The 23,758-nt window shown below is 72.0% G+C and carries 23 protein-coding genes; 10 read left to right on the top strand and 13 right to left on the bottom strand.

The genetic code is table 11. The features are described from left to right. The first annotated feature begins 111 nt into the window (after nt 1–111). A complete protein-coding gene (locus BM028_RS16960) occupies nt 112–435 on the top strand; it encodes a hypothetical protein (RefSeq protein WP_092388130.1) in 324 nt (107 codons plus the stop codon). Between the two features lie 77 nt (nt 436–512). On the opposite strand, the gene BM028_RS16955 is transcribed toward BM028_RS16960, so the two are convergent. Beyond that, a complete protein-coding gene (locus tag BM028_RS16955) occupies nt 513–1,424 on the bottom strand; it encodes an SDR family oxidoreductase (protein ID WP_071296596.1) in 912 nt (303 codons plus the stop codon). 194 nt (nt 1,425–1,618) lie between these two features. Between BM028_RS16955 and BM028_RS16950 the strand changes: the two genes are divergently transcribed. Next, a complete protein-coding gene (locus BM028_RS16950) occupies nt 1,619–2,422 on the top strand; it encodes a hypothetical protein (protein WP_139219854.1) in 804 nt (267 codons plus the stop codon). A 10-nt stretch (nt 2,423–2,432) separates the two neighbouring features. Here the strand turns inward: BM028_RS16950 and BM028_RS16945 are convergent, their stop codons facing one another. Then, nucleotides 2,433–3,215 carry an endonuclease/exonuclease/phosphatase family protein gene (locus tag BM028_RS16945; protein ID WP_071303320.1) on the bottom strand — a complete coding sequence of 261 codons (783 nt, stop codon included), beginning with the start codon at nt 3,213–3,215 and terminating at the stop codon, nt 2,433–2,435. A 25-nt stretch (nt 3,216–3,240) separates the two neighbouring features. Beyond that, on the bottom strand, nt 3,241–3,801 hold the full coding sequence (locus BM028_RS16940) for a sigma-70 family RNA polymerase sigma factor (RefSeq protein WP_092388127.1): 561 nt from the start codon (nt 3,799–3,801) through the stop codon (nt 3,241–3,243). Nucleotides 3,802–3,849: 48 nt separating this feature from the next. Here BM028_RS16940 and BM028_RS16935 point away from each other — a divergent pair, with 48 nt between their 5' ends. After that, complete coding sequence (locus tag BM028_RS16935) at nt 3,850–4,491, top strand: TetR/AcrR family transcriptional regulator (protein WP_092388124.1); 642 nt, start codon at nt 3,850–3,852, stop codon at nt 4,489–4,491. On the opposite strand, the gene BM028_RS16930 is transcribed toward BM028_RS16935, so the two are convergent. Together BM028_RS16930 and BM028_RS16925 are read right to left on the bottom strand one after the other, a co-directional pair. Then, nucleotides 4,484–6,019 (bottom strand): LCP family protein, encoded by a 1,536-nt coding sequence (locus tag BM028_RS16930; protein WP_092388121.1) that lies wholly within the window; start codon nt 6,017–6,019, stop codon nt 4,484–4,486. The genes BM028_RS16935 and BM028_RS16930 overlap by 8 nt on opposite strands. A 138-nt stretch (nt 6,020–6,157) precedes the next feature. Further along, on the bottom strand, nt 6,158–7,504 hold the full coding sequence (locus BM028_RS16925) for an MFS transporter (protein WP_083295113.1): 1,347 nt from the start codon (nt 7,502–7,504) through the stop codon (nt 6,158–6,160). Nucleotides 7,505–7,582: 78 nt separating this feature from the next. Between BM028_RS16925 and BM028_RS16920 the strand changes: the two genes are divergently transcribed. Genes BM028_RS16920 through BM028_RS16910 form a run of 3 tightly spaced genes read left to right on the top strand, consistent with a single transcriptional unit; the run spans nt 7,583 to nt 12,114 of the window. Then, complete coding sequence (locus BM028_RS16920) at nt 7,583–9,859, top strand: FAD-dependent oxidoreductase (RefSeq protein WP_368073388.1); 2,277 nt, start codon at nt 7,583–7,585, stop codon at nt 9,857–9,859. A 45-nt stretch (nt 9,860–9,904) separates the two neighbouring features. After that, nucleotides 9,905–11,311: a hypothetical protein gene (locus BM028_RS16915; protein ID WP_092388115.1), complete on the top strand. Its 1,407-nt coding sequence runs from the start codon at nt 9,905–9,907 to the stop codon at nt 11,309–11,311. A gap of 26 nt (nt 11,312–11,337) precedes the next feature. Then, a complete protein-coding gene (locus BM028_RS16910) occupies nt 11,338–12,114 on the top strand; it encodes an IclR family transcriptional regulator (RefSeq protein WP_070417242.1) in 777 nt (258 codons plus the stop codon). Nucleotides 12,115–12,206: 92 nt separating this feature from the next. Here BM028_RS16910 and BM028_RS16905 read toward each other — a convergent pair whose 3' ends face one another. Both BM028_RS16905 and BM028_RS16900 read right to left on the bottom strand, forming a co-directional pair. Next, on the bottom strand, nt 12,207–12,857 hold the full coding sequence (locus BM028_RS16905) for a GntR family transcriptional regulator (protein WP_092388112.1): 651 nt from the start codon (nt 12,855–12,857) through the stop codon (nt 12,207–12,209). 12 nt (nt 12,858–12,869) lie between these two features. Continuing rightward, nucleotides 12,870–14,996, bottom strand: a complete 2,127-nt coding sequence (locus BM028_RS16900) for an MMPL family transporter (protein ID WP_092388109.1) — start codon at nt 14,994–14,996, stop codon at nt 12,870–12,872. Nucleotides 14,997–15,072: 76 nt separating this feature from the next. On the opposite strand from BM028_RS16900, the gene BM028_RS16895 reads away from it, so the two are divergent. Together BM028_RS16895 and BM028_RS16890 are read left to right on the top strand one after the other, a co-directional pair. After that, entirely contained in the window at nt 15,073–15,495 is a 423-nt protein-coding gene (locus BM028_RS16895; RefSeq protein ID WP_070417245.1) for a MarR family winged helix-turn-helix transcriptional regulator, read from the top strand. A gap of 63 nt (nt 15,496–15,558) precedes the next feature. Continuing rightward, on the top strand, nt 15,559–16,785 hold the full coding sequence (locus BM028_RS16890; RefSeq protein ID WP_092388106.1) for an LCP family protein: 1,227 nt from the start codon (nt 15,559–15,561) through the stop codon (nt 16,783–16,785). Nucleotides 16,786–16,849: 64 nt separating this feature from the next. On the opposite strand, the gene BM028_RS18880 is transcribed toward BM028_RS16890, so the two are convergent. From BM028_RS18880 to BM028_RS16865, 5 genes are all read right to left on the bottom strand, one after another. Further along, entirely contained in the window at nt 16,850–17,539 is a 690-nt protein-coding gene (locus BM028_RS18880; protein ID WP_071303314.1) for a LysM peptidoglycan-binding domain-containing protein, read from the bottom strand. Nucleotides 17,540–17,874: 335 nt separating this feature from the next. Continuing rightward, nucleotides 17,875–19,026 (bottom strand): 23S rRNA (uracil(747)-C(5))-methyltransferase RlmC, encoded by a 1,152-nt coding sequence (gene rlmC, locus BM028_RS16880; RefSeq protein WP_092388103.1) that lies wholly within the window; start codon nt 19,024–19,026, stop codon nt 17,875–17,877. A gap of 7 nt (nt 19,027–19,033) precedes the next feature. Continuing rightward, nucleotides 19,034–19,915 carry an SMP-30/gluconolactonase/LRE family protein gene (locus BM028_RS16875; protein ID WP_092388100.1) on the bottom strand — a complete coding sequence of 294 codons (882 nt, stop codon included), beginning with the start codon at nt 19,913–19,915 and terminating at the stop codon, nt 19,034–19,036. A gap of 25 nt (nt 19,916–19,940) precedes the next feature. Then, entirely contained in the window at nt 19,941–20,585 is a 645-nt protein-coding gene (locus BM028_RS16870) for a FadR/GntR family transcriptional regulator (RefSeq protein ID WP_175496114.1), read from the bottom strand. Nucleotides 20,586–20,596: 11 nt separating this feature from the next. Further along, the gene (locus BM028_RS16865; protein ID WP_092388093.1) at nt 20,597–21,319 is read right to left on the bottom strand and encodes an SDR family oxidoreductase; all 723 of its coding nucleotides are present in this window, start codon (nt 21,317–21,319) and stop codon (nt 20,597–20,599) included. A gap of 61 nt (nt 21,320–21,380) precedes the next feature. Here BM028_RS16865 and BM028_RS16860 point away from each other — a divergent pair, with 61 nt between their 5' ends. Beyond that, the gene (locus BM028_RS16860; RefSeq protein WP_092388090.1) at nt 21,381–22,208 is read left to right on the top strand and encodes an SDR family NAD(P)-dependent oxidoreductase; all 828 of its coding nucleotides are present in this window, start codon (nt 21,381–21,383) and stop codon (nt 22,206–22,208) included. A gap of 21 nt (nt 22,209–22,229) precedes the next feature. Here the strand turns inward: BM028_RS16860 and BM028_RS16855 are convergent, their stop codons facing one another. Beyond that, nucleotides 22,230–22,646, bottom strand: a complete 417-nt coding sequence (locus tag BM028_RS16855) for a MarR family winged helix-turn-helix transcriptional regulator (RefSeq protein WP_071296432.1) — start codon at nt 22,644–22,646, stop codon at nt 22,230–22,232. A 73-nt stretch (nt 22,647–22,719) separates the two neighbouring features. On the opposite strand from BM028_RS16855, the gene BM028_RS16850 reads away from it, so the two are divergent. Then, on the top strand, nt 22,720–23,664 hold the full coding sequence (locus tag BM028_RS16850; protein WP_092388087.1) for a quinone oxidoreductase family protein: 945 nt from the start codon (nt 22,720–22,722) through the stop codon (nt 23,662–23,664). Nucleotides 23,665–23,758 lie beyond the last annotated feature (94 nt).

The raw sequence follows: 23,758 nt of genomic DNA, 5'->3' as shown, positions 1-23,758 counted from the left end.
TCCAAACGGAGATCGGGGGACACCAGAATCCCCGGTCCGGGTGTCGGCATGTCGGGGGACAAGCGACGCGGTTCGCAGCGCGTTCGCGGTCATCCGTGTGACGATGCCGTCATGACCCCGAACGACCCCACCGCGCAGGGACTGGCGACCATGGCCTCGGCCGGCTTCGAGTTCGGCGGCGACCCGGATCAGGTCGCCCACGACGTCCGGACCATGTGGGAGCAACTCGGGCGGCCGACCGGCGCGTTCGACGCCGCGGCCCGGGCGATCGCCGCGCTCCCGCAGCGCCCCGAGGTCCCGATCGCCGACCAGGCCCGGCGCCGCGCGTTCGAACGGGCCGCCGGCATCAACCCGGTCGAGGTCGAGCTGGCCGCGGCGCTGTCCGCGCGCGAACTGCTCGAGCGTCTGGCGCGCACCTGCACCGCGCCCTGCTGACGACCGATTGACGGACGGGAGGGGCGGTGCCAGCTGGCACCGTCCCTCCCGTCCCTCCCGTCCTTCCGCGGCCGCGACTACGGCGTCGGCATGCCCCCGTCGACGTGGAGCGTCTCACCCACGACGTACGACGACTCGCCGCTCGCCAGGAAGACGTACGCGGGCGCGAGCTCGGCCGGCTGCCCCCAGCGGCCGAGGTAGGTCTGCTCACCGGCGGACGGCAGGGCCTCCGGCGGCTGGCCACCGGCGGGCTGGAGCGGGGTCCAGATCGGCCCCGGTGCGACGGCGTTCACGCGGATGCCCTTCGGCGCGAGCTGCGCGGCGAGGCCCTTCGCGAGGTTGTTCACGGTCGACTTCGTCGCCGCGTAGTGCACCAGGTGCGGTGACGGCGCGTACGCCTGGATCGAGGTCGTGTTGATGATGGTCGATCCCGGCTGCAGGTGCGGCACGGCCGCCTTCGTGATCCGGAACGTCGCGTAGACGTTGGTCTTGAACGTCTCGTCGAACTCCTCGTCCGAGATGTCCTCGATCGAGGACACGTTCTGCTGCTTGCCCGCGTTGTTCACGAGGATGTCGAGCCCGCCGAGCTGCTCGACGGCGTCCGCCACGAGCTGCTCGCAGGTCGCGAGCGAGGTGATGTCACCGGGCAGGGCGACGGCCTTGCGACCGGCGGCCTCGACGAGGGCGATGATGCGGTCGGCGTCCTCCTGCTCCTCGGGGAGGTACGAGATCGCGACGTCGGCACCCTCTCGTGCGTAGGCGATCGCGACGGCGGCCCCGATGCCCGAGTCACCGCCGGTGATGAGCGCCTTGCGGCCGGTGAGTCGACCGGAGCCGCGGTAGGTGTCCTCGCCGTGGTCGGCCGGGACGTTCTCCGCCATCTCCTCGTCCGTGCCGGCACCCTCGAGGTACTGCTCGTCGGGCTTCTTGTCGGCGTACATCTTCGTCGGGTCCTGCATGCTGTACTGGTCGATCTGCTGGTCCGTCATGCCGCCGACGGTACGCACGCGGCACCCCTGCACCGTCCAGGAGGCTGTCCCCCGTTCCGCCGACAGCTACCCGTCGGCGGGGCCTGCCGAGGGCTCGTGACGCGTCACCGACGAATGTCACGGTCCGGTGACGACCAGGCCCCGATTCGGTAACACCCGTCGTCCAGACGGGTCGGGCGTCGTACCGTCGAGTGGTGACCTTCCGGACCGTGCTGGCGTTGAGCGCCGCCGTGCTCGCCTTCTCGGCCGGCACGGTCGCCGTCGACGGCACGGTCGGGACCGGGGTCGCAGCGACCCCGGCGAGCGCGGCCGAGCTCGGTCCGGACCCGGTGCACCACGAGCCCGTCCGGGTCACGAACGCGAAGCTCAAGCGGGTCGACTCGATCGAGCTCGACGCCGAATCGCTCGTGTTCCGGCGCGGCGACAAGACCGTGACCGAGGCGTCGATGCGCGACTCCCGCACGACGGTCAGCCTGCTGAACCGCCTGCTCGGCACCGCGTCGCGCACGCAGACGGCCGAGGGTGACGGCGGCGCGTGCTTCCCCGCCGGGACGACCTACACGTGGGGCGGGGCGGTCCGCGTGGCTGCCCTGACGTCCCCGGCCGCTGCCGGCAACGCGGTGGAGATCCGCGTCCTGCGCGAGACGGTGCGGTCCCGCTTCGGCGGCGACGTCGAACTGACCGGACCCGACGGTGTCCAGGTGGGCGACGACATCCGCACGGCGATCCGGGACGCCCCGAAGTCCGACCGGATGTCGTTCGGCTCCGCGGACGCCCGCGCGTTCCAGCTCCTGCTCGAGCCCGGGTGGGCGCCGCAGCACGACACCGCGAGCCCGCCCGACAGTCGCGGCACGGGCACCGAGACGGACACGAGCACGCCGTCCGACACGGACGCTGCCGCCGACCTCGGGACGAACGGCGTCTCCGCCCTGACCGACGACACCACGGTCACGGTGCTTGGGTCGCCGATGCCGGTGCACGCCAAGCGCACCTGCTGACCGACCCCGGTCAGACCCGCAGCGTCGCCACCACCGGGAAGTGATCGCTCGCGAACCACGTCTCCGGGCCGTCGTGGTCGATGACGACGCGGTCGACGCCGGCGATCCCCCGGGTGAACACCCAGTCGATGCGCTCCCCGGAGTCGACCGGCGGCTGCCAGTCGTTGAAGGTCGCCGTCCGGTCCGCCGGGTCGCCACCGACCAGCCAGGCGTCCTCGAACCCGGCCTCGACGAGCACCCGCGACGCAGGTCCCGCTCCGGCCGGCTCGTTGCAGTCCCCCGCCACGATGACCGGGCCGTCCGCCGTGCTCAGGCGTTCGACGATGAGCGCCGCGCTCCGTGCCCGGACGTCGTCCCCGTGCGGTCCGACCTCGTGGTCGAGGTGCGTCGTCAGGAGCGTGAACGCCTCGCCCTCGGCGTCGAGGAACCGCGCGTGGTTCGCCACTCGGGGGAACAGGCTCCCCCAGGTGTTCGACACGGGCTCGTCCGGGGTGTCCGAGAGCCAGAAGGCGCCCTCGTCGATCGGCCGGAGTCGGCTGCGACGGAAGAAGACGGCCGCGTGCTCACCGGCCGTGCCGCCCTCGCGACCCTGGCCGACGTCGCCGTGGTCGGGCAGACCGGCGCGGAGGTCGTCCAGCTGGTGCGCGAAGGCCTCCTGGACGCAGACGAGGTCGGGGTCGTGCCGCCGGACCACGTCGAGCAGTACCGGCAACCGGGCGGGCCAGTCGTGGGCCGGATCCGGGTTCTTGACGTTGTAGGTCATCAGGGTGATCGGACGCGCTGCGTTGCTCACCCGTCGAACCTACCGACGGGCACGCTCAGGGCACCATGACCCGCCGCAGTGCGATGACCCCGTCGCGCGCCCGGGTCTTGGCGGTGCCGACCGGGACCCCGAGCCGCGCGGCGACCTCGGGCCCGGTCATCCCCACCAGGTGCCGCAGGACGACGGCGTCGCGCTGGCGCCCGGGGAGCGCGGCGACGGCGCGGCGGAGCTCGGCACGGTCGAGGACGCTCTCGGCCCGTTCCACGCTCGAGTGGTCCACGAGGTCGGCGTCCCTGGTACCGATCCGCAGGTCGCGGTCACGGTCCGCCCGGCTCTTCCGGACCCGGTCGATCGCCCGGCGCTGCGCGATCGTGCGGATCCACGCGATGGCCGAGTGCGCCGGGTCGAACCGGTCGGCGATCTGCCAGATCTCGAGGAAGACGTCCTGCACGACCTCTTCCGCCTGCCACGCATCGACGAGCTGGTGGCGGACGTACCGCTCGACGAGCGGCCGGAAGCGGTCGTGCAGCCGGGTGAAGGCGGCCCGGTCACCGGCGGCCACCGCGAGGAGGAGCATGCGTTCTTCGTCGCGCTTGGCGAGGAGTTCGTCGTTCACGCCTCGAATGTCACATACTGCAAATGTACTCGCAAGTACACTCTGAGCATGCGCCCCGAACACACCCCGAAGACCCTTCGACGCACGACGTCCAAAGGACTGGCGACCCGGAGCCGGATCGTCGCCGCCGCGGCCGACCTGATGCTGACGCGCGGCATCTCGGGGACGACGCTCGACGACATCGGCGCCGCCGCCACGGTCGGACGGTCGCAGATGTACCACTACTTCGCCGACAAGCAGGAGCTCGTGCGCGACGTCGTCCGGCAGCAGACCGACGCGATCATCGCGCACCAGGGGCCGGACTACGGCGACCTCACCACGTGGGACGCCTGGGAGCGGTGGCGGGACAGGACGGTCGCCGACGCCGAGGCCGGCGGCTGCGTGGGCGGCTGTCCGCTCGGGTCCCTCGGGACCGAGGTCGCCGAGCGCGACGCCGACACCCGCGACCTCGTCGCCGCCGGCTTCGCCCGCTGGGAGCAGGGGTTCCACGACGGCATCCGCACGATGCGCGAACGCGGGCTGCTCGGACCGGACGCCGACCCCGCCGCGCTGGCGACGACCGTGATGGTGGCGCTGCAGGGCGGTCTGCTCCTGGCGCAGGTCCAGCGGGACGTCCGCCCGCTCGCGATCGGCCTCGACACCGCGATCACGACCATCCGCCGGCACGCGACCGGCTCCGGCGTCAGTTGATGCAGACGCCTGCCTTGCCGTAGCTCTTCACGTCGGTCGACGACGGCTTCGGCTCGGGCGCGGCGGGCTTCGAGGCCGCGGGCTTCGACGCCGCAGCGCCGGATCCGGTCGAACCGGCATCGGACGATCCGGAGCCGGCAGCGGGGCTCGAGGCGGCACCACCGGCAGCGGCGACCGGGGTCACCGTCTTGCCGTCCGACCCGAGCACCAGCGTCACGCCGGTGACCGCGTTCGTCCGCACCGCGACGGCACCGGGCACGACGGCCGCGACCGCCTTCGCCTGCTTCTCCATGCCGGCCGGGTACTGCACCTGGGTCGTCTTCGTCAGGTCGGAGGACCCGGGCGCACCGACCTGGAAGCCGCGCGCGGTGAGGACGGTCCCGGCGGCTCCTGCGGCACCCGTGACGCCGCTGCCGTTCAGCACGGTGACCGAGGTGCTCGCCGGCTGGGCGCGCCCGGCCTTGCTGTACTCCGCGGGCTCACCGACCAGCCCCTGCACGAACGCGGGCAGCCCCACCTCGTCGACCTGCACGATCGAGAGCGGCGCTCCGTTCACCGTGATCGTCGGAGTGCCGAGCGTCGGGATGGTGGCGGACTGGATGTTGCCTGGTCGCAGGTTCCGCATCTGGGTCGCCAGGTTGACCAGGTCGGTGTCGGTCTGGATCGAGCCGCCGACCGCCTTGAGGATGTTGCCCATCTTGATCGGGTTGAGCAGCGTCCCCGCGGAGAGCACCTTGCGGGCCTCCTGCGAGAGGAAGTACTGCTGCCGGACGTTGCGGTCGAGGTCCCCGTTGGGCAGCCCGTGCCGCTGTCGGACGAAGGACAGCGCCTGCTTCGCGTCGAGGGTGGACTTGCCCTTCGGCAGGTTCACGCCCGAGTACGGGTCGTTGACGGCGTTGTTGAGGCAGACGTCGACCGGCCCGAGCTCCTTGACCACCTGGTAGAAGCCGAGCAGGGAGACGCGCACGTAGTGGTCGATCGTCAGGCCGCTGAGGTTCTGGATCGTCTTGATGAGCAGCTTCGCGCCCCCGGTGTCCCCGCCGCCGTTGAGGGTGCCGAAGTAGAACGCGCTGTTGAGCTTGCCCTTGCCGACACCCGGGATGTCGACGTACGAGTCGCGCGGGAACGAGATCATCGTCGCCTGCGAGCCGTCCTCGTTGATGTGCAGGACGATCATCGTGTCGGTGTTCGTCGCACCGCCGTCCGACTCGGTGCTGAGCTCCGCCATCTCCTCCGGCGTCGCGTTGTCCGGGCGGTGGTCGTCGCCGACCAGCAGGATGTTCTGCGCCTGGCCGTCGACGTCGTCCTTCGTCGCGGTGCTCCCGGTGATCGCGTTGATCTTGGTGACGCCGTTCGACAGCGATCCGTAGGCGTACGCGGCGTAGCCGCCGCCGAGCAGGAGGGCCATGGTGAGCACGCCCGCGACGGCGGGCAGGACCACCCCGCCACGTCGCTTCTGGCGGCCGTGCCGCGGTGGCGTGAAGCCGCGGCGGCCACGACCGGTCGTCTGCTCGGGCTCGTTCGTCACCCGGAAACCATAACCGGCGTGTGTGCCGACAACATCAAACCGTCCTGGCAGGTCGCCGCGATCCCGCCGTGACCCACCGGCGGACGGGAGGCGCGGTGCCAGCCGGCACCGCGCCTCCCGTCCGTGTTCGGTCGCGTCTCAGGACGCGAGCTTGCCCTTGTTGGTCTCCCGCGCCCGCAGCACCGTGATCCCGGTGATCGCCGCGGCCGCCATCACGTAGAACGCCGGCGCGAACGTGTTGCCCGTCGCCGTGATCAGCCAGGTGGCGAAGTACGGCGTGATCCCGCCGAAGAGCGCGACGCTGATGTTGTACGCGATGCCCATCGACCCGTAGCGGATCGCGGTCGGGAAGAGCTCGGCCATCGCAGCGCTCACGGCACCGTCGAAGGCCGCCATGAACAGCCCGAGGAGCACCATCGCGCCGGCGGCAGCCCAGAAGTTGCCGGCGTTCATGAGCATGAGCGTCGGGTAGGTGAGCACGAGGAAGCCGCCGCAGCCGGCGAGCATCACGGGCTTCCGGCCGATCTTGTCCGAGAGCAGGCCGAAGAACGGCACGAGTCCGGCGATCACGATGAACCCGATGACGACCACGCCGTACGACACGAGCGGCGAGTAGCCGAGGTCGGCCTGCAGGTACGACGGCATGAACGTCTGCAGGATCCAGTGCCCGACGGCCTTGAGGACGACGAACCCGACGCAGAAGAGCAGTGCCTTCCACCCGGTGCGGAGCGATCGCCGGAGCGGGTTCTTCGCGAGGTCGCCCTTGGCCTTGAGCGCGCGGAACTCCGGGGTGTCCTCGAGCTTCGAGCGGAGGTAGAGCCCGACGAGCCCGAGCGGCAGCGCGATGAGGAACAGCACGCGCCAGCCCCACGACTCGAGGGCGCCGTCGCCCGCGATCGCCGTGAACAGGAAGACCAGGCCGCCACCCACGATGAACGCCGCGAAACCGAAGACGTCGATGAAGCTCGTGACGAAGCCGCGTCGGTTCGAGGGCGCGGACTCGGCGAGGAGCGTGGTCGCCCCCGCTCCCTCACCACCGGCGGCGAAGCCCTGCACGAGCCGCACCACGACGAGGAGGATCGGCGCCAGCAGCCCGACGCTCTGGTAGGTCGGCAGGATGCCCATCACCGCGGTCGCGCCGCTCGTGATGAGGATGACCGTCGCGAGGGTCGTCTTCCGGCCCACCCGGTCGCCGAGCGAGCCCCAGAAGAGTCCACCGAGCGGACGCATCACGAACCCGGCGCCGAACACGGCGAAGGCCGAGAGCAGCGCGACCTGCGGGTCCCCCTGCTTGAAGAAGTACAGCGAGATGACCGTCGCCAGGGTGCCGTAGAGGCCGAAGTCGAACCACTCCACGAAGTGGCCGACGCCGGCCGCCACGATCACCTTCCGCATGCTCCGGCGGCGGGCGTCGTCGCCGAACACGTCCGGGACGGGGGCGTTGGCGGCGTCGGCGCTGGTGCGCGTCTGGGTTCCGTCGCTCATGGGGAGACCTCACACTTCGTTGTCGAGAGTTGGTTGACGATAGCACTCGCCGGGCACACTTTGCCACACAGTGGGAAAGTGTCGCCAGCAAGTGATACCGTCGCCGCCATGCAGTCCCGTGAACAGCACCACGACGTCGTGGTCGTCGGAGGTGGCCTCGCCGGTGTGAGCGCCGCCGTCGCCGCCGCCCGCCTCGGCTCCAGCGTCGCCCTCGTCACCAACCGCCCGGTCCTCGGCGGGAACTCCTCGAGCGAGATCCGCGTGTGGGTCGTCGGCGCCACCGCCCACGGCACGCAGCGGTTCGCCCGCGAGACCGGGATCATGGGCGAGCTGTTCCTCGAGAACCAGTACCGGAACCCGCAGGGCAACGCGATCTACTGGGACCAGGTCGTGCTCGACCTCGTGCGCGCCGAGCCGAACGTCCACCTGCACCTCAACACCGACGTGCGGACCGTGACGACGGTGGACGACGAGACCGGCGCACCGCGCATCGCGTCCGTCACCGGCTGGACGATGGGCTCCGAGATCGAGACGACGTTCACCGCCCCGGTGTTCCTCGACTGCACGGGAGACGGGCTCGTCGGCGCCCTCGCCGGGGCGTCGTACCGGATCGGGCGCGAGGGCCGCGACGAACACGGCGAGGAGTGGGCGCCCGAACAACCGGACGACGAACTCCTCGGCAGCTCGATCTTCTTCTCCACGCACGACACCGGCCGCCCGGAGAAGTTCGTGCCGCCGTCGATCGCGAAGGACCTCAGCACGACGCCGATCCTGGCGAACCGGGCGATCAAGACCGGGGACAACGGCTGCAACTACTGGTGGATCGAGTGGGGCGGCGAGCTCGACACCGTCACCGAGAACGAACGGATCCGCGACGAGCTGTGGGGCGTCGTCTACGGCATCTGGGACCACATCAAGAACTCCGGCGCGTTCGACGCCGACTCGCTCACCCTCGACTGGGTCGGCGCGATCCCGGGCAAGCGGGAGTACCGACGGTTCGTGGGCGACCACACCCTCACCCAGCAGGACCTCCTCTCGCAGCGGACCTTCCCGGACACGGTCGCGTTCGGCGGGTGGTCGATCGACCTGCACCCGGTCGAGGGCGTCTACGCCGAGACGGCCGGGGCGCAGCAGCGGTACACGGACGGCACGTACGACATCCCGTTCCGCTCCCTCTACTCGGCGGACGTCGCCAACCTGCTCTTCGCTGGCCGGAACATCTCCGCGTCGCACGTCGCGTTCGGGTCGACCCGCGTGATGGCCACCTGCGCCACCCAGGGCCAGGCCGCCGGGACCGCCGCGCACCTCGCCGCCCGCCACGGCTTCACGCCGCGCGAGCTCGGCGCCGACCACGTCGCGATGCTGCAGCAGACGCTCCTCCGCGAGGACGCGCCGCTCATCGGCGTCCGGGCCCACGACGGGGCGGACCTCGCCCAGCGCGCCCGGATCAGCGCGAGCAGCGAACTCGTCCGGCTCGACACCACCCCGTGGGCGACCGCGGACACCTTCGCGCTCGACCGCGACGCGGCGCTGGTCGTGCCGGTCGACCCCGTGCTCGGTTCCGTCGCGTTCCGGACCGTCGCCGACCACGACACCGACGTCACGATCGAGCTCTGGACCACGGGCCGGCCGCAGAACTACGCCCCGATCGAGCACGTGTCGACGCACACCGCGAGCGTCCCCGCCGGGGCGGACGAGGCGGTCGTCGACCTCGGGTTCCGGCCGGACGAGCCGTGCAACGCCGTCGTCGTGGTCCGCCGGACCCCCGGCGTGCGCCTGGTCCTCACCGACGGGCACCCGTACGGCGTCCTCGCGCTCCGCGCCCGCACGGCCGACGACGAGCAGTTCGACGACCACATCCCCGAGGAGGCCGACCAGCCGGTCACCGACTGGGAGGCGCGGGCCCTGCGCGGACGCTCCTTCGCGTTCACCGCGTCCGACGCGTCGGACGCGTGGCGCGCCTCCCGGGTCGCCGACGGCTACCAGCGCCCCTTCGGCGGACCGCACCTGTGGTCGTCGGAGCCGGACGACGGCGCGGCGACCCTCACCCTCGACTGGGCGGAGCCCGTCGACGTCCGCGAGGTCCGCATCGTCTGGAACGACGACGTCGACGCCGACCTCATCAACCTGCACCACCACCGCACGCCGTGGGACGCGGTCCCGACCCTGGCCCGCGACTACCGGATCGAGGCGTGCGTCGACGGATCGTGGCGGGGACTCGCGACCGTCACCGACAACCGGCACCGGCACCGCGTGCACGACGTCGCGCCGACGCGGACCGCCTCGCTCCGCGTCGTCGTGACCGCCACGAACGGTTCACCGTTCGTGGCGGCGAGCGCCGTGAAGGTCTACTGACCCACCGCACCACCCGCAGCACCACCACGATCAAGGGAGATCGCCATGCGCCTGCGCGCACTGACCATCGCGACGGCCGTCGCACTGTCGCTCACCACCGTCGGGGTCGTCGGGCCGCCGGCCGTCGCGTCCGGCACCGCGGTCGCCGCCGGCACCGCGAGCATCCAGGCGAACCCGGGGAACCCGACGTCGCCCACCGCCACCGCGCACACGGTGACGGTCAACGGGACCGCCGTGCCGGTCAAGGCCGAGTCCGTGAGCGGCACCTCGCACGACGTCGCGATGTTCGCGAAGGGGACGGGTACCGCGACGATCAGCGTCACGATGCCCGGCCTCGCCGCGTCGGCCACCCCGGTCGTCACGCCCCGGACGCTCGGGATCGCCACGACCCGGGCCGGCGACACCGTGACCTTCACGATCCGCGACGCGCACCCGCTCGTCATCGAGACCCCCGGCGTCCGCGCACTGTTCCTCTTCGTCACGCCGTCGGAGACCGCGGTACCGTCCGCGTCGGACCCCGACGTGCTGTACTTCGGGCCCGGCGAGCACCACGCCGGCGTGATCCGCCCGGTGTCGGGCCAGACGGTCTACCTCGCGCCGGGTGCCCTCGTGCACGGGCGCATCGACGGCGACGGCGTCACCGGCGTGCACGTGCTCGGGCGCGGGATCCTCGACGCCGGCTCGGACACGTCGCGGACCGACAAGACGATGGCGATCCGCTTCCACGACAGCTCGGACATCACGGTGTCCGGCATCGGCGTCCGCAACGCCCAGTGGTGGCAGACGCTGTACATCCGCTCCTCGGGCATCCACGTGTCCTGGCTGAACCTGATGGGCACGCTCATCAACAACGACGGCATCGACACCGACGGCGTGCAGGACATGACGGTCGAGCACAACTTCGTGATGAGCGGTGACGACGGGTTCGGCTGGCACGCCCTCGACGCGGCCACGAACGGCGAACCGGAGACCCGTGGGCTGCACGCGACCGACACCACGTTCTGGAACGTCACCGGCGGCAACCCCGTCCGCTTCGGCTCGTCCATGGAGACCGAGGTCTTCACCGACCTCTCCATCACGCAGTCGTACGTCCTCCGCGCGAAGGAGGTCGCCCTGAAGTTCGACGTCCAGGACTGGGCGACGGTCTCCGACGTCACCGTGGACGGCTTCCACGTGGAGTCGCAGCCGGTCGGCGGGCAGGCCATCGTGCTGCAGGTGCTCAAGGGTCAGTACTCGAACGACACCGGGTACCGCGACGAGCGGGGCAGGATCACGGGCATCACGATCCGCGACTTCACCGACGTCACGGCCGACACGGTGACGCTGTCCGGGTGGGACGCGACGCACGGGGTGTCGGACGTCGCCCTCGAGGACGTCGTGCTCGGCGGCGCACCCCTCACCACGGCACAGGTGCGGACGAACCAGTTCGTCAGCGGTGTCACGGTGTCCTGATCGACTCCACGGGACAGAATGGGCGGATGGCCACCACCCCTCCGAACCAGAGCATCGAGCGCGCCGCGGCGGTCCTCGGCGCGCTCGGTGCCGCCGACGGGGCGATGCGCGCCTCCGACATCGCACGGGCGATCGGCCTCGGCACGTCGACGACCGGGCGGCTCCTCGCCACGCTCGAGTCGCTCGAGTACGTGCGACGCGACCCCGAGTCGCAGGGGTACTCCGTCGGCCGGGCCGTCCTCGAGCTCGCCAGCCAGGGACTCAACCACAACCCCGTCCACCGCGAGAGCCGGGCCGCCGCGCAGGAGCTCGCGCACCGCATCGGCCTCACCGCGAACGTCGGGGTGCAGGACGACGCGGCCTGCATCTACCTCTGCCACTTCGAGGGCTCACTCGCCCCGAAGTCGCACACCATGATCGGCATGCGGCAGCCGCTGCACGCCTCGGCGCTCGGCAAGGCGCTCATGCTCGACCTGTCACAGGCCGAGCGGGAGGCCCTGCTCGGCGCGGACCTCGCGCGCTACACCGACCACACGATCACGTCGCACGACGCGCTGACGGCGGACCTCGAGGCCTCGGCGAAGCGCGGCTGGTGCGTCGAGAACCAAGAGGTCGCGCTCGGACGGTTCTGCATCGCGGCACCGATCCGGAACGCGTCGGGGCGCATCGTCGCGGCGCTGTCGATCTCCGGGCGGGTGACGCAGCTGCGGGACCGCGACACCGCGTCGCTCGCCGAGGACCTCATCGAGGTGGCCGACCGCATCAGCGTCGGCCTCGGCATGATCAGCGCGGTCGCGCACTGACGGACGGGAGGGACGGTGCGGGCCCGCACCGCGCCTCCTGGCCGTCAGGTGGTCGCGCGGTCGCGCTCGTCGCGTCAGTCGCGCTCGTCGCGTCAGTCGCGCGACGGCAGCAGGTGGATCGCCTCCATGGCGAGCTCGGCGGCGATCGGGTCCTTCGCGACGACGGCGGCCTTGAGCTTCTCGAGCTCCGGCAGCACGACCTCGGCCGGCACCAGCTCGGCCAGCTCAGGCACCCGCAGCTTGAACGCGAGCCCGTCCGTCGTCGCCTTGCAGAGCTGCTCGAGCGACGGGTTGCCGCAGTGGTCGGCCCACATCGCGTAGATGTCCGCGCCGTGCTGGGCGACCTCGCCCTGGTGCCGGGCCTCGACCTGCGCCGTGACGTCGTCGAGGGTCTTCACGACCTTCTTGCGCTGCGCGTCCGTGAAGCGCGGCGTCGCGAGGCGGGCGACACCGCCGTAGATCACGCCGAGCGTGCGGTAGGCGTCGACGAGCTCGTCCTTCGTCGGGGCGGCGACGCGGGTGTACCGGTTCGGCGCCATCTCGATGAGTCCGGCACGGGCGAGCTCGGCGAGGGCTTCACGGATGGGGGTGCGGGAGACACCGAGCCAGGCGATGAGGTCGTCGTCGTTGAGCCGTTCGCCCGGCTCGAGGGTGCCGTCCATGATCGCGTCCCGGATCTTGTCCTGCACGGTGTCACGGAGGAGCTTCCGCTCGGCGGCGGGCTGCGTCGAAGGAACTGGCATGCGCCCAGCGTGTCACATGTGATGGGCCGGACGCGACAGGCGCGACGGCCACCAGGCCCGGCGCCCGAGGTCGTACGCCAGCGCGGGGACGAGCAGCGACCGGACGACGATCGTGTCGAGCAGCACGCCGAAGGCGACCACGAACGCGATCTGCACGAGGAACAGGATCGGGATCACGCCGAGCGCCGCGAACGTCGCCGCGAGGACGACCCCGGCCGAGGTGATCACGCCGCCCGTGACCCCGAGCCCGCGCAGGACGCCCTCGTGCGGACCGTGCTGCAGGGCCTCCTCGCGCACCCGGGTCATGAGGAAGATGTTGTAGTCCACGCCGAGCGCCACGAGGAACACGAACGAGTACAGCGGGACGCTCGGGTCGGCCCCGGGGAAGTGGAACACGTGGTCGAACACGAGGGCACCGACGCCGAGCGCCGCGGCGAAGGACACGATGACGCTGCCGATGAGCACGAGCGGCGCCACGATGCTCCGGAGCAGCAGCATCAGGATGAGCAGGATGACCGCGAGCACCACGGGGATGATCAGCGTGCGGTCCCGGATGCCGGTGTCGTTCGTGTCGACGGCGGTCGCGGTCGCGCCGCCGACGATCGCGCCGGGGTCCACCCGCTCGACCGCCGTGCGGAGGGCACGCACGGTCTGCTCGGCGGCGTCGGAGTCGGCCGGGTCGGACAGGGTGGCCTCGAGGAGGACGTCGCCGCGGGAGACGGTCGGGGTCGCACCGGTGGTGCCACCCGGGTTGCCGCTCGTCGTCACGGGGACGGTGCCGGACGGTGCGTCCTTCGCGGCCGCCACGACGCTGTCCACGCCGTCCACGCCCGTGATCGCAGCGGCGAGCTCGTCGGTCTCCGCCGCGGCGCCGATGACCTGGGCCGGGCTGCCGGACCCGCCCGGGAAGTGGTCGGCGAGCACCTCCTGACCGTCGCGCGCCTGCGAGCTCCCGATGACCAGGTCGCTCTGCGGGACACCGTCGGCGTTGAGTCCGACGAGGCCGGTGCCCATCGCGAGGAGCCCGACGGTGCACACGATCCAGACCACACGGGAGCGGCGCGCCACGAGCCGGCCCACCCGTGCCCAGAGCCCGCGGGCGTCGGGCCCGGTGAGGACGGGGTGCGCGCTGCCGTACTTCGGGCGGAGCGGCCAGAACGCCGCGCGCCGGAACGCCAGCAGGAGCGCGGGCAGCAGGGTGAGCGCGGCGAGGAGGCTGAACGCGATGCCGATGGCCGCGACGGGACCGAGTGCCTTGTTCGAGTTGAGGTCGGAGAGCAGCAGGCAGAGCACGCCGACGATCACGGTCCCGCCCGAGGCGAGGATCGGCTCGAGGCTCCCCCGCAGGGCGGCCTTCGTCGCGTCCCACCCGGTGCGGTGGTCGCGCAGTGCCTCGCGGAAGCGTGCGGTGTAGAGGAGCGCGTAGTCGGTCGCGGCGCCGATGACGAGGATGGACAGGATCCCCTGCACCTGGCCGTTCACGGTCACGATGTCGGCCTTGGCGAGCCACCACACGACGAGGATCGACGCGCACAGGGCGAACGTCGCGGTACCGAGCACGAGGATCGGCAGGAGCGGTGAGCGGTAGACGATGATGAGGATCACGAAGACCGCGGCGAGCGCCACACCGAGCAGCAGCCCGTCGATGCCCGCGAAGGCCTCGGTGAGGTCGGCGGTGAAGCCCGCCGGACCCGTGACGTAGCCCTGCACCCCCGACGGCAGCGCGTCCTCGACGTCGGCGCGGACGGCCTCGACGGCGTCACCGGTGTCCGCGCTCTGGGTCAGCGTGGCGACGATCTCGACCGCGTCGCCGTCCTCGCTCGGGATCACCGGGCTGACGCCCTGCACGTCGTCGCGGTCCCCGAGCCGGTCGGCCAGGGTGGTCGCGGCGCGCTGGTCCGCAGCCGTCAGGCCGCCGTCGCGCTCGAGCACGATGATCGCCGGTGCGCCCGACGCCTGCCGGAACTCGGACGCGCGTTCCTGCACCTTGGTGGCGTCCGCCGATGCCGGCAGGAACGACGTCTGGTCGTTCGTGGACACCTCGGAGATCTTGCCGAAGAACGGACCGCCGACGGAGGCGATCGCGAGCCAGACCACGATGACGAGCGCGGGGAGGACGATGCGGAGGAAGCGGGACACGTCCGTGAGCGTACTCCAATCGTCAGCATGCTGATTACTAGAGAGATCGAAGGAACGGGATCCGTAGACTCGGAGCATGGACGACACCCCCGACGCATGGCCGCTGGGGCGTCTCCTCTCCGCCGCTGCCCGGGCGATCGAACGGGACTGGGACGAGCGTCTGCGTGCGATCGGCCTCCCGCACGCGGCGCTCATCGCGATCGACATCCTCGTGCGGACCGGCCCGACCGGCGCGGACACCCTGGCCCGGACGGCACGCGTGCAGCCGCAGACGATGTCCCGCACGCTCGAGCGCATGGAGCGCGACGGCCTCGTCGAACGCTCGCCGCACCCGGACGACCGGCGACGTCGGATCGTCACCGTGACGGAGCACGGGCGCGAGGCGTGGGAGACCGCCCGGCACATCGAGCGTGACGTCCTGCCGGACGATGCCGCACTGCGGGGCGCCCTGACCCTGCTGCTCGAGAAGCACCGACCGAACCGAACACCTAGCGGTTGATATACCACATACGGTAGACTCGCGGAGTCGGTAGCACGACCGACCCGACCCGCAGGAGACCCGATGTCCGAGCGCCGAGCAGCCCGTCAGGCCGCCGAACGAGCCGAAGCAGCCGATGCGGCCGAACTGGCCGAGGCGGCAGCGCAGGCAGCATCGATCGCCGCCGCCGACGCCGCCGCCGACGCCGGCACCGAGGCGGGCACCGACACCCCCGCACCGCGGGCACCCCGGAGCGGATCGAGCGCCCGCAGGCCCCACAGCAGCGGCTCGAGCCGGAGCGGGAGCCGGGGCAGCAACGGCCGGAAGCGGCGCCGACGCCGCCGGAAGCGCCCGTTCCTCGTCGCCGTCCTCGGCACCGCCGGCTCGCTCGTCGCCGTCGCCACGGTGCTCGCCGTCGTCGCCGGCCTCTTCATCGCCGGCCTCGTCCGCAGCTTCGACGCCGACGTCCTCGCCGACCCGTTCCCGACCGGCGCGCGCCCTGCTCCGACCGAGGGCGCGCAGAACATCCTGCTCATCGGATCGGACTCCCGCCAGGGCGCCGACCCCGACGGCGACCGCGCTGCCGGTGGTCGCTCGGACACCCTGATGCTCGCCCACGTCCCGGCCGACAAGCGGGCCGTGTACCTCATGTCGATCATGCGCGACTCGTGGGTCGAGGTCCCCGGCCACGGCACCGCGAAGATCAACGCGGCGTACTCCTGGGGCGGGGTCCCGCTGACGGTCCAGACGGTCGAACGCCTGCTCGACGTGCGCATCGACCACGTCGCCGAGATCGACTTCGCCGGCTTCTCGGGCATGACCGACGCGCTCGGCGGGGTGACGGTGCAGTCACGGACGGCGTTCTCGGCCCGCGGGCACGAGTTCACCGCCGGCGCGAACCACCTCGACGGCGACGCGGCCCTGGCGTTCGTCCGCGAGCGGTACGCCTTCGCCGACGCCGACCACACCCGCGTCCGGAACCAGCAGGCGTTCATGCGCGGGATCGTCGACGGACTCCTCTCGCGCGACACCCTCACGAACCCCGGGCGCGTGCAGGACTTCGTCCGGGCGACGAGCGAGTACCTGTCGGTGGACGCCTGCCTCACCGTCGGCACGATGGTCGACCTCGGCTGGTCCCTGCGTGACGTCCGGCCGTCGGACCTGCGGACGTTCACGATGCCGACCGCGGGCGGCGGGACCTCGGCGGACGGACAGTCCTACGTCGCGGTGAACTCCATCGCCGTGCAGTCGCTGTCCCAGGCGCTCCGGTCGAACGACGTCGCCGGGTGGCTGGCCGACAACCCGCAGTAGCCGGACACAGCAGCACGCCCGGTGACCACACGGTCACCGGGCGTCCTGTCGATCGGAGGAACGATCAGGCGGGGAGCTGGAGCTCCTGGCCGGCGTAGATCAGGTTCGCGTCGTCGATGGTCGACGTGTTCGCGGCCCAGAGCTTGTTCCAGCCGCCGTCGATGTGCAGCTTCGTCGCGATGCTGTCGAGGGTCTCGCCCGACACGACCGTGTAGGTCTTGCCGCTCGTCTTGACGGCCGCGGGCTTGCTCGGGGCAGCCGGAGCCGCCTCGGTCGCGGGGGCAGGGGTCGACGGCGCGGCCTGCTGCGGGGCGGCCTGCTGCACCGGCGCCTGCTGCTGCGGGGCAGCCTGCTGGGTCGGGGCGGCGGGAGCCGGAGCCGGAGCGGCTGCCTGCGGGGCGGCGCCGGTCGTGCCGCTCAGCCCGAGCTGGGCGGAGCAGGCCGGCCATGCGCCCCAGCCCTGCGAGGCGAGGACACGCTCGGCGACGGCGATCTGGGTCGCACGGCTCGCGGAGGCCGGGTTGCCCGTGCCGCCGTTCGCCTGCCAGGTGCCGAGGTTGAACTGGAGGCCGCCGTAGTAGCCGTTGCCGGTGTTGATCGCCCAGTTGCCGCCGGACTCGCACTGCGCGAGGGCGTCCCAGGTCGAGCCGGATGCTGCGTTCGCGGGCGCCGCCGCGAGGCCGACACCCGTCGCGGCGATGCCTGCGAAGGCGAGGCCACCGACGATGGTGCGGGTACGAGAAAGCTTCTTCATGGTTGATTGCTCCACCGGGACCACGGATCGAGAGCCGATCGCCACTGCCCGTCCCGACCGATCGCGGTCGTGTCGTGGGGTGCGCCACCGGGGGCAGTGGTCTCGTGCCGGTGGCGCCTCGGTCGGCCACCATAGGAAACTCTTCACCGTTATCAAACCGAGACAAACGGTTCTACCCGTTGGTGCTATGTCTCGCGATACAGAACCTGTACGCGTGGATCCCCATGGGCATGGTCATCGCGGCGGACCCGGGTACGCCACCTTGGCAATTCCCTGGCAATGACGGCCAGGAGGCACGTGGCGGCGCCGACCCGCGCCTCCCGTCCGCCGGTCGGTCACCCTCGGGACAGCAGCGTCACCGCTTCCAGGTGGCCCGTCTGCGGGAACATGTCGAGCACCCGCGCGCGCCGCAGGCGCAGCGACGGCATCCGCGCGAGGTCCTTCGCCAGGGTCACCGGGTTGCAGCTCGAGTAGACGACGTGCCGGACGTCCGACTCCTCGAGCCAGGTCGACAGCGTCTCGCCGATCCCGCGCCGCGGCGGGTTGACGACGACGAGCTCGGGGACCGTGTCGGGTCGGGCACGGAGCGCGTGCTCGGTCGCGTCGTCCGCGGCGAAGCGGACGCCCTCGAGGCCGGCCTCGCGCGCCGACTGCCACGCCGACAGGACGGCCTCGCGGCTGGTCTCGATGCCCGTCACCGCGCGACCGGGGCGGGCGGCGTGCAGGGCGAAGCCGCCGACGCCGCAGTAGAGGTCCCACATCGACGCCGGCGCCACCTCGTCGATCCACGCCGAGGCCTGGGCGTACAGCTCGGTGGCCACGTGCGTGTTCGTCTGGAAGAAGCTCTGCGGGCGGAGGTGCATCGTGACGTCACCGAGTCGCATCGAGAGCGTCTCCCGCTCGGTGAGCACGATCTCCCGCTCCCCCTCGGTGACGGCCTTGTGCTCCGGGAGCAGGTTCACGGTGACGACGACGGCGTTCGGCAACACCCGGTGGAGCGCGTCGAGGTGCTGCCGGAGGCGCGCCAGCTGTCCCTCGGAGCGCAGGACGAACCGCACCATGAGTTCCCCGTCCGGCGACTCCGTCACGAGCACGAACTTCAGCTCGCCCCGACGGCTGGCGACGTCGTACGGGATGAGCCCGGCGTCCGCGATGAACCCGGCGAGGATCGGGAGCGCGTGCTGGATCCCGGGCGTGCAGATGCCGCAGTGCCGCAGGTCCACCCCGCGCTGCCGGTGGTCGAGGATGCCGACTGTCGGGTGCTGGACGGTCCCGCCGACCACCATCTTCGCCTTGTTGCGGTACGCGGACTCGGCGCTGGTGATCGCGGGCAGCCACTCGACCGAACCCGGCCCCCCGGCGGCCTCGACCGCGTCGTGCAGGAGTTCGCGCGTGCGGAGTTCCTTGTCGAGGACCTGCTCGGCGTACGGCTGCCCCATGAGCGTGCACGAGCGGCACACCCCGCGGTCGAAGTAGTCGCACTGCATGGCCGAGTCAGGATACGGCAGCGGCGTCCCGGGTCGTGGTCGCGATCCGGTAGATCGACGTCGTCGCGGCGAGGAACAGCGTCGTGCCGTCGTCACCGCCGAAGCACAGGTTCGCGGTGACCTCGGGGACCGCGATCTCGCCGAGGCGGGTGCCGTCCCGGTCGAACACGACCACACCCCGGTGCGACGAGGACCACACGTTGCCGTGCACGTCGACGCGGATGCCGTCCGGGGCGCCCTCGCCGGGCTCCAACCGCGCGAACACCCGACCGTTCTTGAGCAGGTCACCCCGGTCGCCCCGCCGGTCGTACGCCCGGATGACCGGGTCGTCGCCGGACGAACTCGCGACGTAGAGCACCTGCTCGGTCGGGTCGAACGCCAACCCGTTCGGTTCGTCGAGGTCGGTGGCGACCGGCCGCAGGTCCGCACCGTCCGGGCCGCACCGGAACACCCAGTGGTCGCCGTACTCGCGCTCGCCCGGGTGCCCCTCGCGCGGCTGGGTGATGCCGTACGCCGGGTCGGTGAACCACACGCTGCCGTCCCGCGCGACGACGACGTCGTTCGGGGAGTTCAACCGGACGCCGTCCCACGCGTCCACGATCGGCGTGACGACCCCGTCCCGGTCGCGCTCGACCCGTCGGTACCCGTGCGAGCACTGCACGACGCTGCCGTCGCGGTCGAGGGTGCGGCCGTTCGTGAACTCGACCCCCTCCGCGTACACCGACGTCTCGCCGGAGTCGGCGTGCCACTGCAAGATCCGGTCGCCCGGGATGTCCGACCACCGCAGGGTCCGGCTCGCGGGGATCCAGCACGGCCCCTCGGCCCAGGTGCTGCCCGTCGCGATGCGCTCGACGGCGCCGGGGTCGGGGACGAGATCGGTGAACGACATGTGCTCTCCTTCGAACACCTCGACCCTATTCGCCCGTGCGGTCGATGATCTCGGTCATCGCCCTGGCGGCTCCGTCCGCGTCTCCGTCGGCCACCGCGCGGGCGAGTCGGACGTGCAGTCCGACGTCGTGGAGACCCGGCCGGATCCCGGCCCGGTCGTCGAGTGCGCGCGCGACCACGCGGTGCAGCCGTCCGTACATCGCGTTCCCGGACAGCTCCAGCACCAGTCGGTGGACCTCGCGGTCTGCCTGGAGGAACGTGGCCGCGTCGTCCGGACCCGTGGCGGCGGCGAGGCGGTCGGCGGCGGCGAGCAGCGCCTCCAGGTCGGCACGGTGCGACGCGTCGGACGCGCGCCCGGCGGCTCCCGCAGCGGCCACCGGCTCGACCGCGCGGCGCAGCGCGCGCAACTCCCCGAGGACGACCCCACGCTCCGGACCGGCGAGCCGCCAGCCGATGACGCGCGGGTCGAGGACGTCCCACTCCGACGCGGGCAGGACCCGGAGCCCGACGCGACGACCGGCGCTGAGGAGGCCGAGGCCGACGAGGACGCGGACCGCCTCGCGGACGATGCTGCGGCTCGAGCCCGTGCGGGTGACGAACCCGTCGATGCTGTCGCGGTGCCCCGTCGGCAGCGATCCGTCGACGATCGCGGCGCCGAGTCCGTCGAGCACCCGGTCGAAGATCACCGCTGGGAGACCGGGCTGACCACGAGCTCGTCGACGCGCATGTGCGACGGGGCCTCGAGCACGAACGAGACCGAGCGGGCGATGTCCTCCGGCTGGAGCATGACCGCGCGTGCGGCCGCGTCCGGCACCGAGGGGCGCTGGTCGAGGAAGTCGGTGGCGACGTCACCCGGGCACAGGTGGGTCGCTCGGACGCCGTGCCCTGCCTCCTGCTGGTTGAGCGTCCGGACGACGGAGCCGAGCGCGGTCTTCGACGCCGAGTAGGCGACCCCGGCCCCGGGTTGGAACGACCAGCCCGCGTACGAGGACACGACCACGACGATCCCGCCGGACTCGCGCAGCGCGGGCAGTGCCGCGTCGACGACCGTGACGACGGCGGTGAGGTTGGTGTCGACGATGGCGCGGAAGTCCGACAGCGACTGGTCGTCCCACCGACGCTGGGGGCTGTTGAGCCCGGCGGCGAGGACCAGTCCGTCGAGCCGCCCGTACTGCGCGAGCAGGGTGTCACGGGCAGCGGCGACGGCCTCCGGGTCGTTCGCGTCGAGGGGCAGCACGTCCACCGTCCCGCCGTCGTCGCGGATCGCGGTCGCGACCGCGGCGAGCCGGTCCGCCCGGCGTCCGCTGAGCACCACCGTCCAGCCGTCGCGGGCGGCCGCACGAGCGCTCGCCGCTCCCATGCCGCTGCCGCCGCCGGTGATCCAGAGCACGCGTGCGTCGTTCATGGGGGAATAGTATGCCTATTGCTGCGACCGGACCACGGCCGCACCGACGACGGGAGCGACGATGCACCTCGACCTGACCGACCGCGTGGTCGTCGTGACCGGAGCCGCGCGCGGCATCGGTGCCACGATCGCCGCGCGGTTCCACGCGGAGGGGTGCCGGGTCGTCGCGCTCGACCTGGCGTTCGACGAACCCGCTGCCGCTGCCGCTGCCGCGGACGCGCCCGCTGCTGGGGACGGGGCCGCCGCCGGGGACGGGGCCGCCGCCGCCGCACTGCGGGTCGACCGGGTGCGCTGCAACGTCGCCGACCCCGACTCCGTCCGCGCCGCCGTGGACGAGGTCGTCGCCCGGCACGGCACGATCGACGTGCTCGTGAACAACGCCGGCATCAACGTCGAGGGAGTGGTCGCCGACCTGCAGTGGGACGACTGGCGCCGATGCATGGACGTGAACCTCGGCGGGACCTTCCTGATGAGCCAGGCCGTGGCACCCGTGATGCAGGCCGCCGGGCGCGGACGGATCATCAACGCGGCGTCGTTCGCCGCGATCGTGCCGAGTGTCGGGAGCGCTGCCTACGCGGCGTCGAAGTCGGCCGTCGTGGCGTTCACCCGCGTACTCGCGTCGGAGCTCGGCCCGTGGGACATCACCGTGAACGCGTACGCCCCGGGGATGGTGCCGACGGCGATGAACGGCTTCGCGACGATGCCCGCCGAGGCCCAGGACCGCCTGCTCGACACCCTGTCGCTGCGTCGGTGGGAGACGGCCGACGACGTGGCCGACCTGCTCGTGTTCGTGGCGAGCGACGCCGCCGGGTACATCACGGGGACGCTGCTGGACGTGTCCGGCGGCAAGTTGGCGACCCAGATCCCGGCGCGGGCGCACGGGCGCTGAGTCCAGCGTCACCCGGATCGGTCAGCGCAGCATCCGCTCCAGCAACACCCGCAACTCCCCCCGCTCCCCCACGGACAACCGGGTGGTCAGGGGCAGCAGCGACTCCCGGATCGCCGCCTCGAGCGATCGGGCGACGTCGAGCCCGGCATCGGTGATGACGACGTCCACCGCCCGGGCATCCTCGGCGTTCGGCACCCGCCCGAGCAGCCCCTTGGCCGACGCGCGCGCCACGAGCCCGGTCATCGTCGACTTCTCGAGGCCGAGGTACTGCGCCAGGTCGCCGATCCGCATCCGCCGGTCACGCAGGATCGCGAGCACGCGCAGCTGCGTCAGCGACAGCCCGGCGTCGGCCGCGATGCCGGTCAGGGCACCCATCGTCCGGAACGCGCTCTCGCCGAGGGCGTCGACGAGCCGCTCGTCCTCCGTCATCTCCTGCATACCCTCAGCCTACTTGACTCACTTCGTGTTACGAACTACTTTGTTCGCAACACGAACCTTTCAGGAGGCAGTCATGCACGCAGCCGTCGTCACCGAGTTCGGCCGGACCCCGGTCTGGCAGGAGTTCACCGAACCCGTCCCCACCGCCGACGAGGTCGTCGTCGACGTCGTCGCCGCCGGACTGCACCCACGGGTGCGGTCCCAGGCCGACGGCTCGCACTACACGAGCGAGGGGGCGCTCCCCCTCGTCCCGGGCGTCGACGCGGTCGGGCGGTTCCCGGACGGGACGCTCCGCTACTTCGCCGTCGCGAGCGACACCCGCGGCACGATGGCCGAACGGGTCGCCGTGGACCCGCGGGCGAGCGTCGTCCTGCCCGAGGGTGCCGACCCGGTGGCGGTCGCCGCCGGCGCGAACCCCGTGATGTCCTCGTGGGTCGCGCTCCGACGCCGCATCGACTTCGCGCCCGGCAGCCGTGTCCTCGTACTCGGCGCGACGGGCGCCTCCGGCTCCGCGGCGGTGCAGGTCGCGAAGCACCTCGGCGCCGAGCACGTCGTCGCGAGCGGACGGGACGTGACCCGACTCGGAGCGCTGCCGGCACTCGGCGCGGACGTCGTGGCCCCGCTCGACGACGTCGACGCCGTCGGTGCGGCAGCCGCGGACGTCGACGTCGTGATCGACTACGTGTGGGGCCAGCCCGCCGCGGACGTCATGCGCGCACTCGTCACGGCGCGACAGGAGCGCGGACGCCGGCTCGACTGGGTGGCGATCGGCTCCACGGCGGGCCAGGAGGCGCGGATCCCCTCCGCAGCGCTCCGTGCGTCCGGCCTGACCATCGTCGGGAGCGGCCAGGGTTCCGTCGGTCGGGCGGCGTTCGTCGCGGAGCTCCCGGGGATCGTGGCGGCGATCGCCGACGGCACGATCCGGGTGGACGCGACGGCGGTGCGCATGGCGGAGGTCGAGGCGGCCTGGGCCGGACAGGTCGGTGCTTCGGCGGGCAGAGTGGTGCTGGAAGCCTGATCCTCGATCGGCCTCCCTGTCCGCCCACTCAGGAACTCCACATCCCCTTCTCCGTAGGCTGTGAGGGCCCAGTGAGCCGGACTGCAGCCCGACC

It is taken from the genome of Curtobacterium sp. YR515 (assembly GCF_900113095.1).
In the GTDB taxonomy this organism is placed as follows: Bacteria; Actinomycetota; Actinomycetes; order Actinomycetales; family Microbacteriaceae; genus Curtobacterium.
This window is presented reverse-complemented; position numbering and strand designations above follow the sequence as displayed.